The following is a 15,759-nucleotide window of genomic DNA, read 5'->3' on the forward strand; positions in this document are numbered from 1 at the left end:
TGTTATTAATTATGGAGTTACAGTTTTAATGGATATTGATACATGGGTGAAATGGATCGGTATTGCTTCAAGCATAGCAACCGTAATAATTGCATGGTCAGCCTTGTATGTCGCAAACAAGCAATTAAAATTAGGCTGGAAACAGTTAGAGGCTAATATTGCTGAAACTAGAAACACAACAGCTCACAATTTATATCACCAATATTTATCTATGTGTATTGATAAACCAGAATTTGCCTACGGTATGGAAAAACCTGAAGAAAGGACTATAGATTATGGAAAGTATTGCTGGTTTATTTCATCAATGCTATTTACGTTCGAGCAGATACTGGAGACTAACTCTCTAGATAAAAAGTGGCAAAGCACTATTAAATCTCAATTATTTAGGCACCGTAACTTCCTTTCAAAATCGAGTACTGTAAGAGAGCGGAATTGGAACGATAAATTACAAAAAATAATTAACGAAGTAATTATATGACTGCCATAAAGCTCCTATGGGCGCCCTTTTCTCCAAAATGAGAGGCTGTTCCCCACCCCTAAGTAAGTCACAGAAAAAACCGCAGCCTTGAGCTGCGGTTTTTATTTCTATTCCCCAAACACTTTTGCACTCAATTTTTCCCCCCTTGCACAGTTCTTCCTTTTCAGCGGGAAAAGCGGTCAACATGCACGCTACAGCCGCGGGCGGGCACGGTATTGGTTCCCCCTGCAAACCGCCGAGTCGAGTGCAACGGGTCAGGAGCGCCATCAGGGATGATGGCGCAGCCGCAGCCATGGATGGCGTAGGCCAAAGTGCCGTCTGCGGCGCTCCGTCCGACCCGTTGGACGAGACGAGGGAACCCGCGAAGCGGGCGGTTTGCCGGGGGAGAAGACTTTTGGTGTTATTTGCCAAAGAGAGTGGGTCTTTCAAAAGTCACTCGCCCCAGCCCGAAGGGCGGGCGAAACACCTTCGAGGGCAAGGCCCTCGCGTCCTGCATGGCAAAGCTATGCCAATCAGGAGAGAGGGAAGGTGTCAGCCCTCCGGCAGACCACAAACAAAAACCGCAGCCCTAGGGCTGCGGTTTTTTCATTGGCTCAACCTGTTGGCACCAGACGCCAACAAGACCATTGGCCTTAGGCACGGCGCCAGCTGGTCTTGCCGGCGCTGTCTTCCAGCACGATACCCATCTCGGTGAGACGGTTGCGGGCGGCATCGGCCGCAGCCCAGTTCTTGTCGGCACGGGCCTGATTGCGCTCGGCGATCAGGCGCTCGATCTCGGCAACCTCTTCGTCCGCTTCGTCACCCTTGAGGAAAGCCTCGGGGTCTTGCTGCAGGATGCCGAGCACGGCGCCCAGCTCGCGCAGACGGGCGCCCAGCGCGGCGGCAACGGCCATGTCTTCACCCTTCTGGCGATTGATCTCGCGCACCAGATCGAACAGGGCGGAGTAGGCTTCCGGGGTGTTGAAGTCGTCGTCCATCGCTTCCTTGAAGCGAGCCACCTGCTCGTCGCCACCGGCAGCAGCGGCTACCGGCAGATCGCGCAGGGCGGTGTACATGCGCTCCAGCGCGGCGCGGGCTTGCTTGAGGTTATCTTCCGAGTAGTTGAGCTGGCTGCGGTAGTGGCCAGACATCAGGAAGTAACGGACGGTTTCGGCATCAAAATGGGCCAGCACATCGCGGATGGTGAAGAAGTTGCCAAGGGATTTGGACATCTTCTCTTTATCCACCATCACCATGCCGCTGTGCATCCAGGTGTTGACGTAGTCGCCACCGTGAGCGCAGCAGGACTGGGCGATCTCGTTCTCGTGGTGCGGGAACTGCAGATCGGAGCCGCCGCCGTGGATGTCGAAGTGGTTGCCAAGGTGCTTGGAGTTCATGGCGGAGCACTCGATGTGCCAGCCAGGACGGCCCGGGCCCCAGGGGCTTTCCCAGGTCGGCTCGCCGGGCTTGGACATCTTCCACAGCACGAAGTCGAGCGGGTTGCGCTTGGCATCGACCACGTCGACACGGGCACCGGCTTGCAGCTGCTCCAGATCCTGACCGGAGAGCTTGCCGTAGTCGGCGTAGGATTCGACGATAAACATCACATCGCCGTTGTCCGCCACGTAGGCGTGCTCTTTTTCCAGCAGGGATTGCACCAGCTCGATGATCTCTTCGATGTGCTGGGTGGCACGCGGTTCGATATCCGGGCGCACCATGCCGAGGGCGTCGAAGTCGGCGTGCATGTCGCCAATCAGACGCTCGGTCAGCTCGTCGCAGGTCACTTGGGTCTCGGCGGCACGCTTGATGATCTTGTCATCCACGTCGGTGATGTTGCGCACGTAGGTCAGGTCGTAACCTGCGTAACGCAGGTAGCGAGCCACCACATCAAAAGAGACGAAGGTGCGGCCGTGGCCGATATGACAGTGATCGTAGATGGTGACGCCACACACATACATGCCCACCTTGCCCGGGTGGATAGGTTTGAATTCTTCTTTTTGACGAGTGAGTGTGTTGTATATCTTCAGCATCTTCTAACCACTGCCTGTGAGTAAAATGGTTGGTCATAATACCCCGTTCGGGGGCAGAAAACGAGGCAGAAAAGCGGGCCAATCCCGCCTGCCAGCACGGTTACGGCGCCAGAGAGACTATGCCGCCAGCCCCTGATGGGCTAGAATTGCCACCACTTTATGCCATACACCTGCGGGCACTTCGTCGCCCGCATCAAATGAAAGGACATATCATGGTCACTCTGCACACCAATCACGGCGACATCACCCTCACCCTGAACGCTGAAAAAGCCCCGGAAACCGTGGCCAACTTCCTGCAATACTGCCGTGACGGTCACTACGACAACACCATTTTCCACCGCGTCATCGACGGCTTCATGATCCAGGGCGGCGGCTATGCCCCGGGCTTTGAAGAGAAAGACACCCGCGCCTCCATCAAGAACGAAGCGGCCAACGGTCTCTCCAACAAGGTCGGCACCATCGCCATGGCTCGTACCATGGAGCCGCACTCTGCCAGCGCCCAGTTCTTCATCAACGTTAACAACAACGACTTCCTCGACTTCAAATCCGCCACCACTCAGGGCTTTGGCTACTGCGTATTCGGTGAAGTGACCGCCGGCATGGACGTGGTCAACAAGATCAAGGGCGTCAAGACCGGCAACTACGGCCGCATCCACCAGGACGTGCCGGTAGAAGACGTGGTGATCACCAAGGTGACCCTTGCTGACTGATCTCTGCCGACTCGGCACTGACAAAACTGCGGCCCCGGCCGCAGTTTTTCCATCTGCCTCCCCCACTGCCAGCCCAAACTGGCGCCGCCTCGACTATCTGGCCCACGGCAACCCGCGCCAGCGCTCGGCTCATGCCCTGCTCACCGCCGGGTTGTGGGATGAGCTGGCAGCGCAGTGCGCCGACATGGCGCTGGTGAGCACGCTGGCCATCGGCCTCGATCGGCCGGGTAGCGATCTCGATATTCTCTGCCAGCATCCTGTTCCGGCCGAGTTTGCCGCTACTTTTGCAGATCAAGGGTGGCAGGCGAGCCACAAGGGCGACAATATCTGGCTGCTGGAGCGCACCTTTGCCTGCCTCGACCAGAGCTGTGCTGATAGCGGTTCTGACAAGAGCAATGCCAGCTGGCCGCTGGAGCTCTACGTCACCCCCGCCCCCATCGAGACGCTGAACGGCTGGCGCCACCTCACCCTGATGGCCGCGTTGATCGAGCGGTTTGATGATGCCTTCTACCGCGAAGTGCTGCGTCTGCGCCTTGAGGAGGGATTGAAAGGGGAAGCGGCCATGTGCCGGTTGCTGGGTCTGGCGGGCGATCCTTACGCCGCGCTGCTGACGCTGGAGGGACGCCATCTGGCCGAGCTGGCATGGCAGCCGCCATCCCGTGACGATATCCATACCTCAACTGGCGCGATGACGCCCGCAGCGCACTGTTCGTCCCCTGTTGTTTCTACTACTTCTGCCACCCCCGTTTGCCCTGTTTCGACCGAGAGCCCGACCCCCACATCATGAGCACCCTCTTTATCAGTGACGTTCACCTCTCTGCCCAGCGGCCCGATATGACCGCGGCACTGGTGCGCTTTCTCGAGCACGACGCCCCCGGCGCCGATGCCCTCTATGTGCTGGGGGATCTCTTCGAATTCTGGATTGGCGATGATGACCCCAATCCGCTTCATCAACAGATAGCTGACGCCTTCTTGGCCCTGAGCCAGCAGAACGTGCCCATCTACTTTATCCACGGCAACCGTGACTTTCTGCTGGGGCAACAGTTTGCCAAGCGCGCTGGGATGACATTGCTGGGTGACCCTTGCGTCATCGAGCTCTATGGGGAGCGGGTAGTGCTGAGCCACGGCGATCTGCTCTGCACCCTGGATGAGGGGTATCAGAAGTTTCGCCGCATCACCCAGCTCAAATGGCTGCGCTGGCTCTTTTTGCGGCTGCCGCTTGCCCGCCGTCAGGCCATCGCCTGCAAGATGCGCGGCCAAAGCCAGATGGAAAATGCCCACAAGAGCCAGATCATCATGGATGTGACGCCCGCGGCGGTGGACGACACCCTGCGCGCCCACGACTGCCGGATGATGATCCACGGCCACACCCACAGACCCGCCATCCACGACTTCACCCTCGATGGCCAGCCGGCGCGGCGCATCGTGCTGGGAGACTGGTTCGAGCAAGGCTCGGTGCTGGTCTGTCGCCCCGGCGAACAGCGGCTGGAAATGCGGGCGCTGGCAACAATCGATCCCGCCGCTCACCCATCCGTCTGACATCCCCCTGTGCGGGTTGCAGGCAAAACCTGCAGCCCGGCATCCCCCGTTAACCCGGTGAACCGACTCATTACGGTGAGCTCAGGCTGGTATGGCCTGTGCTGATGGGGTGCTCGCCCCATCCCTATCGGTTCTGCTGCGCCAGCAACACCAAATACGGCAAAAGCTGGCCAAAAAAAACATCCAAGATGCTGAAAATAAAGCCAAACGTTCATTCAATCAGCGTTGAAATAAGCAGGGCTGCTCATTAGACTACCGACTCCCCTACCCGTCGTAACACAAGGAACGTATCAAACAATGAAAAAGACGGTTCTCACCCCCTTACTGACGCTGTTGATCACAGGCTGTGGCGGCGGTGACGGCGAACAGGAAGAGACCTCTACTCGCCCCCCTGTCACCCCCAACTATTTCGAGGCATCCAGCCAGAGCAGCGCGGGCGGACAGTTGAACCCCACCAGCCTGCGGTTGGCGGCGGGTGAACAGGGGCGCTTCTCGGTACAGGCTGACAGCGGTTACCTCCTGACCGGGATAAGCGGATGCGATGGCACCCTGGACGGCCTCACCTATACCACAGGCCCCATGAGCAGCGATTGCCAAATCTCGGCCAGCTTCACGCAGGAGAGTGCCGCCGTCTATTTCAACGCCACCACCCAAGCTTCTCAGGGGGGCGCACTCAGTCCCGACTCGTTGCGCCTGAACACCGGTGAGCGGGGCCGTTTCACCGTGCAGCCCGAGAGTGGCTTCGTGCTGGCGCAGCTCAACGGGTGTGAGGGCACACTGGCAGGCAACACCTACACCACAGCCCCCATGCGCGCCGATTGTCAGGTCTCGGCCCGCTTTATCAGCGATGCCGCCAATGCGATTGCCCGGGAAGATCATACCCTTGCCAGCGAGCAATCCCTGATCGCCCATGCCCGTGCGGCGATTGCCAACAGTGAGGCGCACCGCACCGCGCTGGTTGGCAGCCTCTATCAGGGGATGGCACAGATCAGCTGGAACCCGGGCCACGATGCCATCACCTTTTCCAGCTTCCAGCCGGAGAGCACGGTGACCCTGCTCCCCTCCAACATCAATGGCAAGGGGGAGAGCGAGATCCGGGGGCTGGTGATGCTCTCCGAGCAAGACGATTACCGTCAGGCCGCCATGGGGGCGAACCTGTTTTCCGTTGACCGCACAGCGCAGAGCGAGGCGCTGCTCAAGGGCCTGATTGGCTGGCTGACCCGGGGCAAGGATAGCGATGGCCTGCGCATCCTCACCGCCCAGATGCCGAGCCGTAGCGATAGCTGGTATTTTCCCCATAACGAAGGCGTGCGAGACTGGCTCAAGACGATCTATCCCGACAAGCACAATATCAACCAGGCCAATACCTGCGATTATCAGGCGCTGAGCGACTGCATTGATACCATGGCGCCGGAGCTTATCGTGATCAGCGATATCGACCGCCAGGGGCTGGGGTATCAGGGGATCGCAGAGGGGATCGCCAAGGCCAAAGCGGCCGGGATCCCGCTGCTGCTCTCCAACTACCGGCGCGATGCCAGCCCGCTGCTCAGCCCCCTCTATCTCGATATGGGGCTGGTCACCTGGGGCAACTACTGGTCAAAACTCAGAACCAGCAATCTGGCAGTGAACACCATCATGGCACCCGACGCCCAGCTGATGGCGGTCGATACCCTGCTTGGCAACCTTCTGGATCGCAACTTCACAACCCAGTGGCTCGATAGCTGCAGCGGCAACTTCATCAATTGCGGTGAGTCGGAGAGCTTCAACCAGCAGTTCAAGCAGGGGGCAGACTGGCTGAGAAATGGGGCCAGCACCCTCGACAAGGCAGGGATCAGCCCCTTTGTCCGTGACGGCCTGACACTGCTGCCCGCCACCCTGCTGCTGGCGGATAAATATCGTGCCACTATCGACTACCCGATTGCCTGGGATGAGCATCAATCCTGGCAGCAGGCGATGTTTGCCGACTGGCTGGTGAACTATGCCCGCACCCGTACCCCGGCCCAGCCCGATCTGGGGGAGTACGTCACTGATCGCAGCAAGGTGGTCAAGGGAGAGGCGGCTCACTATGCCTATCCCACCACACTCACCGACAGTCGGCGTATTGCAGTTCCCTACAGCGGGCAGTGGACCACCACCGGCTGGTATGCCCTGCCGGGACAGACCATCACCCTGAGACGCACCGATAACGCCGATGTGTCCGCCACTGTCCGGCTCAACTACCACAGGCCCAATACCAATCGTGCCTATCAGCAAAAGGTCTATCGGGCCCCGCTGGAGCTGACCACCGGGCGGCTGATCTTGGCAAAGGGGGGCAGCGTTACCTTCACCTCTCCCTATGGCGGCCCAATCTACCTCTATCTGGAGGGGGGGGCCGAGTCGCTGGCTGTCCAGGTGAGCGCCACTGGCGTCACCCGTCATCCGGCCATCCTGGATTTCAGTGATGAACAGCAGATACGCGAGTTCAACGAGCGGCTGGAGCAAACCGAGCTGCCCCATATCGATCTGCGGGCCGATGGCGCCGAACAGCATCTGCGCCGGGACCGTTTCACCAAGGCAGTGGGTGGCGCGATCCCCGATACCAATGCCCTGCTCGACAGCATCGCCCGGGATCACATCAATGGTGTCTACACCTTGGCGGGCCTGAAAATTCAGGGCAAGGGGCTCGATGAGTCGCTGCCGGTAGATGTTAAAAACGCTTGCTTGGCACTGCTGGGGGAGGGTTGTCTCGATGAATCACTCCATACCCGCACCATCATCCAGCATGCCAACTATGACCAGAATGCCCATTGCGGCAGTGGTTGCAGTGGCAACCCGTGGGACTCTTCCGGCAGCATCAGCCCGACCGGCTGGCTCGACAATCACGAACTGGGCCACAACCTGCAGACCAACCGGTTGAACGTGCAGTACGCTGCGGCAGGCGATGCCGACAACTGGAGTGGCTACGACAGCCGGGCGGGGGAAAACTCCAACAACATCTTCCCTTATGTGGTGAAGTGGCGCGCCCATTATCTGAGAGATGGCAATACGGCGCCCATCAAGGATGGACACATGAATCACAAGGATCTCTTCTATGTGTTCATGTCTGATGCGGCGCAGGTACGGGACAGGAGTGGCAACCGCGTCGTGCTCGGGGCCAACTGCCAGGTGCTCGATACCGGCGAGAGTCGCTACGAAGCCCCCTGGAAGAGCAATGCCTATGCGGTCCATAACGGCTATCGCATGGCGTTTTATATCCAGATGGCATTACGCGCCCATGGTATGACCCTGGCTGATGGCTCCCGGCTGAACGATGGCTTCACTCTCTTCACCCTGCTCTATCAGCATTCACGGATCTTCGGCGCGGCAGCCGACAGTGAAGCGCAGTGGAATGCCAACAAGGATAGGCTTGGCTTTAGCCTGTTCCCCTACTCGGGGCATGTTGTCTATGGCGGCAAACGGGTGCGCGACATACCGGGCAATGACTTTATGCTGGTCGCACTCAGTCGGCTCACCGGTTGGGACTGGCGCAATCACTTCGATCTGCTTGGCCTGCGTTACTCAAGCCTCGCGGTCGCTCAAGTGCAGGCCAACCAGCGTTATGGCCGCCTGCCGATGGGGATGTATGTGCTAGAGGATGACCTGCCCCCAGCCAACATGAGCGAAGGCGTCACATTCCTGCCGCTCTCTGAAAGCGACAACACCACCCTCTGGCCCCGCAACAGTGGCTCGCCAAGCGCCTGCCCAACACCCTGAATAGGGTCATCGCGATAACCATAACAAGCGCCCGGCAGGGCGCTTCTTTTTTGAACGCCCTCACGATGTTGCCAGCGGCAAGATCAGCCTGACCAGCAAGCCCCCCAGCTGGGTGGCAGGCAGCAATACCACCTCGCCGTGGTGGTAGTGGGTGATGTCGCGCACCAGCGCCAGACCCAGCCCAGCCCCCGGCTGTTCACTCCCCTGCTCGAGGCGCTGGAACGGCTGCCAGACTCGCTCCGCCAACTCGGGGGCGATGCCGGGGCCGCTATCCTCCACCTCCAGCCAGATCTGCCCGTTGCTTCGCACCACCCGCGCCGTCACGGTGCCGTGGGGTGGGGTGTATTTGATGGCGTTGTCGAGCAGGTTGGCACAGAGCTCCCCGAGCAGCAGCGGCTCCCCTGCCACCATGATGGCGGACTCCTCCCCCTCGTAACCGAGATCGATCCCCTTGCTGCGCGCCTGCGCCAGCCGTGACAGACAGGCCTGCTGCACCAGCGCCGTCAACTCAATGGGCTCACGCTGGCGCAACCCGGAGCACTCGTCCGATTTGAGTCTGGCCAGCAGCAGGAGCCGCTCGGTCAGGGCGATGGTGTGATCGAGCCGCACCGCCATGGCATCGAGGCTTTCGCTCATCAGGGCCGGGGCGCCACTGCTTCGCGCCACCTCCACCTGGGTTTTCAGGATGGTGAGCGGCGTGCGCAGCTGATGGGCGGCATCGGCACTGAAGCGCTCCTGCCGGGCCACCAGCTGGCGCAATCTGGCCAACTGGCGGTTGAACGCCTGCACCAGCGGCCGGGTCTCTTGCCAGGGGAGCAGATCCGGCAAGGGGGCGAGATTGGCGGCATCGCGGCGCAGGATCTCCCGCGACAAACGGCGCATCGGGGTGAGCAGCCGCTTGAGCAACAGATAAGCGAGCAGCAGGGTGAGCACCACCAGCGCCCCCTGGGTCAGCAGGGCCGACCAGAGCAACTGCTGTGCCAGTTGCTGGCGACCGAGCAGGGTTTCCGCCACCGTGATGCGGGCCATGCCGTTGACGCCCCCCTCACCCACCGGTTGCAACAGCATCACGGCGCGGATTGGCGCCTCCTGATAAAGCCCGTCGTAGAAGTAGGCGAGCGCCGGATAGCGGTCGGTCAGGGGCGTACCGTCCGGCATGGGGGGCAGATCGTCAAAGCCGGAGATGACCCTATCGTCGATGCCGCGCACCTGATAGAAGAGGCGATCGCGCATGTTGCGCTCGAAGCTGTCGAGCACCACGTAGGGCACATCCACCTTGAGAACACCATCGCTTGCCGTCAGCCGCTCGGCAACGGTGCGGGCCGAGGCGAGCAGGGTACGATCATAGGCCGAGGTAGCCGCAGCCAACGCGCCGTAGTAGCTGTACCAGGCCGAGGCGGCCCAGAGGATCAGCAGGGGGCCACCCAGAAACAGCAGCAGTTGATGGAGCAGGGAGCGACTAATGGGAGGCCTCCGGCGCCGCTTCCAGCAGATAGCCCAGCCCGCGCAGGGTGGTGATCACCACCCCGCTGCCCACCAGCTTTTTGCGCAGCCGGTGGATATAGAGATCGATGCTGTCGAGCCCTACCTCGTCATCGAGGTTGAACACCTGCTCGAACAGCTGCCCCTTGGCGACCGGCCGCCCGTGGCGGTACATCAGCGCGGTCAGCAGCGCCAGTTCGCGCGGAGTCAGGGCAAGGCGAGCATCGGCCAGCAGAAAATAGCCGTCGGGGTGCAGGGTCAGACGCCCCAGCCGCAACTCGGCACCGCCACTTTCGCTGCGCCGCAGCAGGGCCCGCAGCCGGGCATCCAGCTCCCCCAGATCGAACGGCTTGGCCAGATAGTCATCGGCTCCCGCATTGAGGCCGCAGATCCGCTCCTCCACCGCGCCGCGGGCGGTGAGCAGCAGCACCGGCACCCCCTGCCCCCGACTACGCAACCGGCCGAGTACCGCCAGTCCGTCGAGCTTGGGCATCTCGATATCGAGCACCGCCAGCGCGTACTGTTCGTGGCGCAGCAGGTGATCGGCCCGGGCGCCGTCAGCCACCCAATCCACCGCGAAACCGGCGCTGGTGAGCGCCCGCGACAGCCAGTGGGCCAGTTCGTGATTGTCTTCTGCCAACAGCAAGCGCATCCCTCTCCCCTTGTTCCTAACCGCAGCATTCAGCCGAAGTGCCTCAATTGCCCCCCTTCGTCACTGCTATTGCGGGAGAAGGTGCGATCTAGGTCACACTCCCGGCTATTGGTCAGCGATTGAAAGGTGAATGAAAGGTTGCTGTTTTAACAATTCCGCATCACTTCGTCTATCGACGGAGTCACACCCAGGAAAAACAACGACAAGATGGAGCACACAACCATGAAGCAACGCACACATCATGCCCTCGCCCTGCTGACCCTGCTCGGCGCCCTGCCACTGCAGGCGGCCGAGAGTGCCGCTACCCCGAGCCGTACCGAATGCATCGCACCGGCCAAACCGGGCGGTGGTTTCGATCTCACCTGCAAGCTGCTGCAGGTGAGCCTGCAGGAGACCGGCACCATCGACAAACCGATGCGGGTCACCTATATGCCGGGCGGGGTCGGCGCCGTGGCCTACAACGCCATCGTGGCCCAGCGCCCTGCCGAGGCGGGGACCGTTGTCGCCTTCTCCGGTGGCTCCCTGCTCAACCTCTCCCAGGGGAAATTTGGCCGTTACGGGGTGGACGATGTGCGCTGGCTGGCGGCGGTGGGCACCGATTACGGCATGATCGCGGTGCGCCACGATGCCCCCTATCAGAACCTCAAGGAGCTGGTGAGCGCCATGGAACGCGATCCCAACAGCGTGGTCATCGGGGCAGGCGCCTCCATCGGCAGTCAGGACTGGATGAAAACGGCGCTGCTGGCCAAACAGGCCGGGGTTGATCCGCACAAGATGCGCTACGTCGCCTTTGAAGGGGGTGGCGAGCCGGTCACCGCGCTGCTGGGCAACCATGTGCAGGCAGTCTCCGGCGATCTGAGCGAGATGGTGCCCTATATCGGCGGCGACAAACTGCGGGTGCTGGCGGTGTTCTCTGCCGAGCGGCTGCCCGGCAAGCTGGCCACCATCCCCACCGCCAAGGAGCAGGGTTATGACCTGGTGTGGCCGGTGATCCGCGGTTTCTATGTCGGCCCCAAGGTGAGCGACAGCGAATACCAGTGGTGGAAGCAGACCTTCGATCAGCTGGTGAAGACCGACACCTTCAAGGCGCAGCGGGATCTGCGCGGCCTGTTCGAGTTTGACCTCACCGGCGAAGCGCTCGACAGCTATGTCAAGGAGCAGGTGGCGCAATATCGCGAGCAGGCCAAAGCCTTCGGTCTGGCCAAATAGGAGCCGCAGCCATGAGCGATCGCATCTTCGCCGCCATCTGGCTGCTGCTCTGTCTGGCAGGCGCCGCTATCGCCTGGCAGATCCAGAGCGAATACAGCTATGAGCCGCTGGGGCCACGCCCCTTCCCGCTCGGCATCATCGGCCTGATGGCGCTCTGCGCCCTGTTGCTGCTGCGCCGCCAGCCGGACACCGTCAGCTGGCCGCCGCTGCGTACCCTGCGCCACCTCGCCATCATGGTGGTGGCGCTGGCCGGGTACGGTGCCAGCTTCGAGTGGCTGGGCTTTCCGCTGGCTACCACCCTGCTCACCTTTGTGCTTGGGCGCCTGTTTGGCGCCTCGGCCAAAGCCGCCCTGCTCTCCGGCGTCGTCGGCGGTCTGGTGCTCTATCTTGCCTTCGACCGGCTGCTGGATGTCACCCTGCCCCTCGGCGTCTGGTTCTCTTAAGGAGTCAATATGGATACCTGGATGTACCTCTCCCAGGGCTTTGCGGTGGCACTCACCCTGGAGAATCTGGTGATCGCCCTCATCGGCTGCTTTGTCGGCACCGTGGTCGGCCTGCTGCCGGGCCTTGGCCCCATCAACGGGGTCGCCATCCTGTTGCCGCTGGCCTTTGCCCTGAAACTATCCCCCGAATCGGCGCTCATTTTGCTCGCCACCGTCTACATAGGTTGCGAGTATGGCGGGCGGATCTCCTCGATCCTGCTCAACGTGCCGGGGGATGCCGCCGCCATCATGACCGCGCTGGATGGCTACCCCATGGCCCAGCAGGGCAAGGCGGGAGTGGCCCTCTCCATCTCGGCGGTCAGCTCCTTTGTCGGCTCCATGCTCGCCATCGGGGGGATCATTCTATTCGCCCCGGCGCTGGCGCGCTGGTCCCTCGCCTTCGGGCCGGCGGAGTATTTCGCCCTGATGGTGTTCGCCATCGCTTGCCTTGGCAGCATGATGAGCCAGAATCCGCTCAAATCCTTTATGGCGGCGCTGATTGGGCTGGGGCTCGCCACCGTCGGGGTGGATGCCAACACTGGCGTCTATCGCTTCACCTTCGACAGCGTTCACCTCTCGGACGGGGTGCAGTTTATCGTGGTGGTGATCGGCCTCTTCTCGGTGAGCGAGATCCTGCTGATGCTGGAACACACCAGCGGTGGCGGCAAGCTGGTGCGCACCACCGGGCGGATGCTGTTCAACTTCAAGGAGTTGGTCTATTGCACCGGCACCATGTTGCGCTCCTCCACCATCGGCTTCTTCGTCGGCATTCTGCCCGGCGCCGGTGCCACCATCGCCAGCGCCATCACCTACATGAGCGAGAAACGGCTGGCCGGCCCGAATGCCAAATTCGGCGAAGGGGACATTCGCGGCGTGGCCGCGCCGGAGGCGGCCAACAACGCCTCAGCCTGTGGCTCCTTTATCCCCATGCTCACCCTGGGGGTGCCGGGGTCGGGCACCACGGCGGTGATGATGGGGGCGCTGACCCTCTATAACATCACCCCCGGCCCCACCATGTTCACCGAACAGCCCGATGTGGTGTGGGGATTGATCGCCGCCCTCTTGCTGGCCAACGTCATGCTGCTGGTGATGAACATCCCCATGGTGGGGATCTTTACCCGCATGCTCTCCATCCCGCTCTGGTTTCTGGTTCCCGCCATCGCCAGCGTCTCGGCGGTGGGGGTCTATGCGGTGCACAGCACCACCTTCGATCTGCTGCTGATGGTGGGCCTCGGAGTCTTTGGCTACCTGCTGCGCAAGATGCACTTCCCCATGTCACCGCTCATTCTGGGCTTCGTGCTGGGTGAAATGCTGGAGCAGAACCTGCGCCGTGCCCTCTCCATCAGCAATGGCGACAACGCCATCCTGTGGAGCAGCGGCATCAGCCAGATCCTGCTGGTTCTGGCTATTGTAGTGATCGCCCTGCCCCCGCTGGTACGCCTGCTGCGCCGCCGCAAAGCCGCTCCGCTGATCCCGGACGCCCGCCCGGAGCAGGGAGCCTGATCCGATAGAAAGATGACGGGATATATTGATACAAAAGGGCGAGATCTGAACGATCTCGCCCTTTTTCCAGACCGCATCTATCTATTACTAACGGTATAAAAACACCCGATATATCAACGCTAATCGCCCCGTTTTCTCTGACACATCAAGAGCTTCAAACTGACGTCATTCAACAAGTGTTATGAGCAAGAAGAAACGTTGCACGGAGGAATTCTTCTTGAAAATCAAGGCGGCCCTCCCCGGAAAGCCGCGATGAACCTCTTTGTTAGCTCGGCACCACAAGTGCTCAATCAAAGTTGACACAAGCAGGCTTTTATTAAAACAGGCACCGATTGACAACAAGTTTTTTTAGATGCCCAACTTTGATTTTGTGATATTGTCAGAGATGAAGCGACCATATTCTATTACTCAAAGGAAACTTATGTTGAAAAAAATTTTCATGCTACTTACCCTGGCATTTCCACTACATGCACACGCGAACTCTTTTTACGTCAAGGCTGACTCTGTTAATAATGCTGATGTAGATAAAGTCGCACTCTATTTCAATGCTGGCATAAATCCGCAGACTGTAGCTTGGCTATTAGCTGCTATTGATGAAATTGATGGTAACTTTCGCAACACAAAATATATAGACATATACCTCAATAGTGAGGGGGGCGATATGGATTCGGGGTATATAGCCTACGAGGCGTTACGTAAAAACCCGATGAAGCTGAATATGATTAACGCATCAATGGTTGGCTCTGCTGCAACCATGATTTATTGTGCCTCGAGTGCGCGTTATGCCATGCCAATGGCATCTTTCTTACTGCACCCTGCTGCTGCGGCAAATGAAATCAATGATTACCTGAAGCCGGATCAGGCACAGCGTATTTTGGACGACGCTGAAAAATACAACTCGCTCTTTCGCACCATTTACTCCTCCTGTACCAAAATTCCGGCAGAGGAGCTAAAGGCCATTACCTCGTCTGAGAGTCGACGTGCAACCTACAATATCGAAAATGCCAAAAAAGTAGGCCTCGTGAATCAGGACATGAAAAAACCGACAACATATCCCGTGACCTATTACATCACGGATATGCAGAACTAATTTATGCCAATCCCGCCATGCCAGCCATTTCAACATACAGGAAGGGCCAGGGCGGTTTACAAAAAACAAGCTGAGTTCTGGCAACAGCGTGAACATATTTCGTGAGTGAGCCAGTCGTCTCACTGGCTCAATGAATATTTGCTGCTTTAGCTATCAAAATGCTGCATCGCGCGCTCAGGGTTGCGCATCTGGCTGGCTGACGGGAGCCGCCTTGATAAAAGCCTGTAGCTGCTCGCAATTGGCAACGATACGGTTGATGGTCGGATACGCTTCCAGTGCCATATCGTAGCGGCGGGCGTTGTAGACCTGGGGCACCAGCATGCAGTCGGCCAACGTTACCTCATTACCAACGCAATAGACACCGGCTGTGGTCATCAGCAACTGTTCCAGCGCAGTGAAGGTCTCGTTAATCCAGTGGTGATACCAAACTGCCTCCTGATCCTTGCCCACTCTGAAATGCGTCTCCAGATAGTTGAGCACCCGCAGATTGTTGAGAGGGTGAGTGTCGCAGGCGATCATGTTGACAATCTGGCGCACTTTGGCGCGCGCCTCGGGGGCCGAGGGCATCAGGGGATGGGCAGGATAGGTTTCGTCAAGGTACTCCATGATGGCCACCGATTGGCCAATCTGTACCTCACCATCAACCAGAAAGGGGACCAGCCCCTGCGGATTGATCCGTATGTAACTCTTTTCGCGCTGCTCTCCCTGCCGCAAATTGATCGGGTGCTGCTCATAATCCAGCCCCTTGAGCTGCAATACGATCCGCACTCGAAAACTGGCTGACGAGCGCCAATAACCAAACAACTGCAACATATTTCGTCCCTCTTTTGTCAGCTGACAGGCAGACCCACCACTTGTCGGCACCCCATCTCT

The 15,759-nt window shown here is 59.6% G+C and carries 13 protein-coding genes; 9 read left to right on the forward strand and 4 right to left on the reverse strand.

Features of this window, described 5'->3' with window-relative positions:
* On the forward strand, positions 1-478 hold a 478-nt coding region (locus tag ACRAUW_RS03130), incomplete at its 5' end, for a hypothetical protein (RefSeq protein ID WP_431361117.1).
* 632 nt (positions 479-1,110) lie between these two features.
* Here the strand turns inward: ACRAUW_RS03130 and cysS are convergent.
* A complete protein-coding gene (cysS, locus tag ACRAUW_RS03135) occupies positions 1,111-2,487 on the reverse strand; it encodes a cysteine--tRNA ligase (protein ID WP_431361118.1) in 1,377 nt (458 codons plus the stop codon).
* Positions 2,488-2,699: 212 nt separating this feature from the next.
* On the opposite strand from cysS, the gene ACRAUW_RS03140 reads away from it, so the two are divergent.
* The 4 genes from ACRAUW_RS03140 (at position 2,700) to ACRAUW_RS03155 (ending at position 8,468) form a co-directional block, all read left to right on the forward strand.
* A complete protein-coding gene (locus ACRAUW_RS03140) occupies positions 2,700-3,197 on the forward strand; it encodes a peptidylprolyl isomerase (protein WP_431361119.1) in 498 nt (165 codons plus the stop codon).
* The gene (locus tag ACRAUW_RS03145) at positions 3,187-3,984 is read left to right on the forward strand and encodes a DUF4269 domain-containing protein (protein WP_431361120.1); all 798 of its coding nucleotides are present in this window, start codon (positions 3,187-3,189) and stop codon (positions 3,982-3,984) included. The genes ACRAUW_RS03140 and ACRAUW_RS03145 overlap by 11 nt, the downstream gene beginning before the upstream one ends.
* Entirely contained in the window at positions 3,981-4,736 is a 756-nt protein-coding gene (gene lpxH / locus ACRAUW_RS03150) for a UDP-2,3-diacylglucosamine diphosphatase (protein WP_431361121.1), read from the forward strand. Before ACRAUW_RS03145 ends, lpxH begins: the two co-directional genes overlap by 4 nt.
* A gap of 297 nt (positions 4,737-5,033) precedes the next feature.
* On the forward strand, positions 5,034-8,468 hold the full coding sequence (locus ACRAUW_RS03155; RefSeq protein ID WP_431361122.1) for an ImpA family metalloprotease: 3,435 nt from the start codon (positions 5,034-5,036) through the stop codon (positions 8,466-8,468).
* Between the two features lie 60 nt (positions 8,469-8,528).
* Here the strand turns inward: ACRAUW_RS03155 and ACRAUW_RS03160 are convergent, their stop codons facing one another.
* Together ACRAUW_RS03160 and tctD are read right to left on the reverse strand one after the other, a co-directional pair.
* Complete coding sequence (locus ACRAUW_RS03160) at positions 8,529-9,932, reverse strand: sensor histidine kinase (protein ID WP_431361148.1); 1,404 nt, start codon at positions 9,930-9,932, stop codon at positions 8,529-8,531.
* A complete protein-coding gene (tctD, locus tag ACRAUW_RS03165; RefSeq protein WP_431361123.1) occupies positions 9,928-10,602 on the reverse strand; it encodes a transcriptional regulator TctD in 675 nt (224 codons plus the stop codon). The genes ACRAUW_RS03160 and tctD overlap by 5 nt, the downstream gene beginning before the upstream one ends.
* Before the next feature lie 222 nt (positions 10,603-10,824).
* Here tctD and ACRAUW_RS03170 point away from each other — a divergent pair, with 222 nt between their 5' ends.
* The 4 genes from ACRAUW_RS03170 to ACRAUW_RS03185 all read left to right on the forward strand — a co-directional run bounded on the left by ACRAUW_RS03170 (position 10,825) and on the right by ACRAUW_RS03185 (position 14,886).
* Positions 10,825-11,811 (forward strand): Bug family tripartite tricarboxylate transporter substrate binding protein, encoded by a 987-nt coding sequence (locus tag ACRAUW_RS03170; protein WP_431361124.1) that lies wholly within the window; start codon positions 10,825-10,827, stop codon positions 11,809-11,811.
* A gap of 11 nt (positions 11,812-11,822) precedes the next feature.
* A complete protein-coding gene (locus tag ACRAUW_RS03175) occupies positions 11,823-12,254 on the forward strand; it encodes a tripartite tricarboxylate transporter TctB family protein (protein WP_005350923.1) in 432 nt (143 codons plus the stop codon).
* Between the two features lie 9 nt (positions 12,255-12,263).
* Positions 12,264-13,796, forward strand: coding sequence for a tripartite tricarboxylate transporter permease (locus ACRAUW_RS03180; RefSeq protein ID WP_431361125.1), 1,533 nt, complete (start codon positions 12,264-12,266; stop codon positions 13,794-13,796).
* 421 nt (positions 13,797-14,217) lie between these two features.
* On the forward strand, positions 14,218-14,886 hold the full coding sequence (locus ACRAUW_RS03185) for an ATP-dependent Clp protease proteolytic subunit (protein WP_431361126.1): 669 nt from the start codon (positions 14,218-14,220) through the stop codon (positions 14,884-14,886).
* A gap of 174 nt (positions 14,887-15,060) precedes the next feature.
* On the opposite strand, the gene maiA is transcribed toward ACRAUW_RS03185, so the two are convergent.
* A complete protein-coding gene (maiA, locus tag ACRAUW_RS03190) occupies positions 15,061-15,699 on the reverse strand; it encodes a maleylacetoacetate isomerase (RefSeq protein WP_431361127.1) in 639 nt (212 codons plus the stop codon).
* Positions 15,700-15,759 lie beyond the last annotated feature (60 nt).

The sequence above is a fragment of the Aeromonas sp. genome (assembly GCF_050633025.1).
Lineage (GTDB): Bacteria > Pseudomonadota > Gammaproteobacteria > Enterobacterales > Aeromonadaceae > Aeromonas.

Coding starts and splice junctions, on each gene's coding strand:
- cysS (WP_431361118.1), bottom strand. CDS start 2,487: ATGCTGAAGATATACAACACACTCACTCGTCAAAAAGAAGAATTCAAA.
- ACRAUW_RS03140 (WP_431361119.1), top strand. CDS start 2,700: ATGGTCACTCTGCACACCAATCACGGCGACATCACCCTCACCCTGAAC.
- lpxH (WP_431361121.1), top strand. CDS start 3,981: ATGAGCACCCTCTTTATCAGTGACGTTCACCTCTCTGCCCAGCGGCCC.
- ACRAUW_RS03155 (WP_431361122.1), top strand. CDS start 5,034: ATGAAAAAGACGGTTCTCACCCCCTTACTGACGCTGTTGATCACAGGC.
- tctD (WP_431361123.1), bottom strand. CDS start 10,602: ATGCGCTTGCTGTTGGCAGAAGACAATCACGAACTGGCCCACTGGCTG.
- ACRAUW_RS03170 (WP_431361124.1), top strand. CDS start 10,825: ATGAAGCAACGCACACATCATGCCCTCGCCCTGCTGACCCTGCTCGGC.
- ACRAUW_RS03175 (WP_005350923.1), top strand. CDS start 11,823: ATGAGCGATCGCATCTTCGCCGCCATCTGGCTGCTGCTCTGTCTGGCA.
- ACRAUW_RS03180 (WP_431361125.1), top strand. CDS start 12,264: ATGGATACCTGGATGTACCTCTCCCAGGGCTTTGCGGTGGCACTCACC.
- ACRAUW_RS03185 (WP_431361126.1), top strand. CDS start 14,218: ATGTTGAAAAAAATTTTCATGCTACTTACCCTGGCATTTCCACTACAT.
- maiA (WP_431361127.1), bottom strand. CDS start 15,699: ATGTTGCAGTTGTTTGGTTATTGGCGCTCGTCAGCCAGTTTTCGAGTG.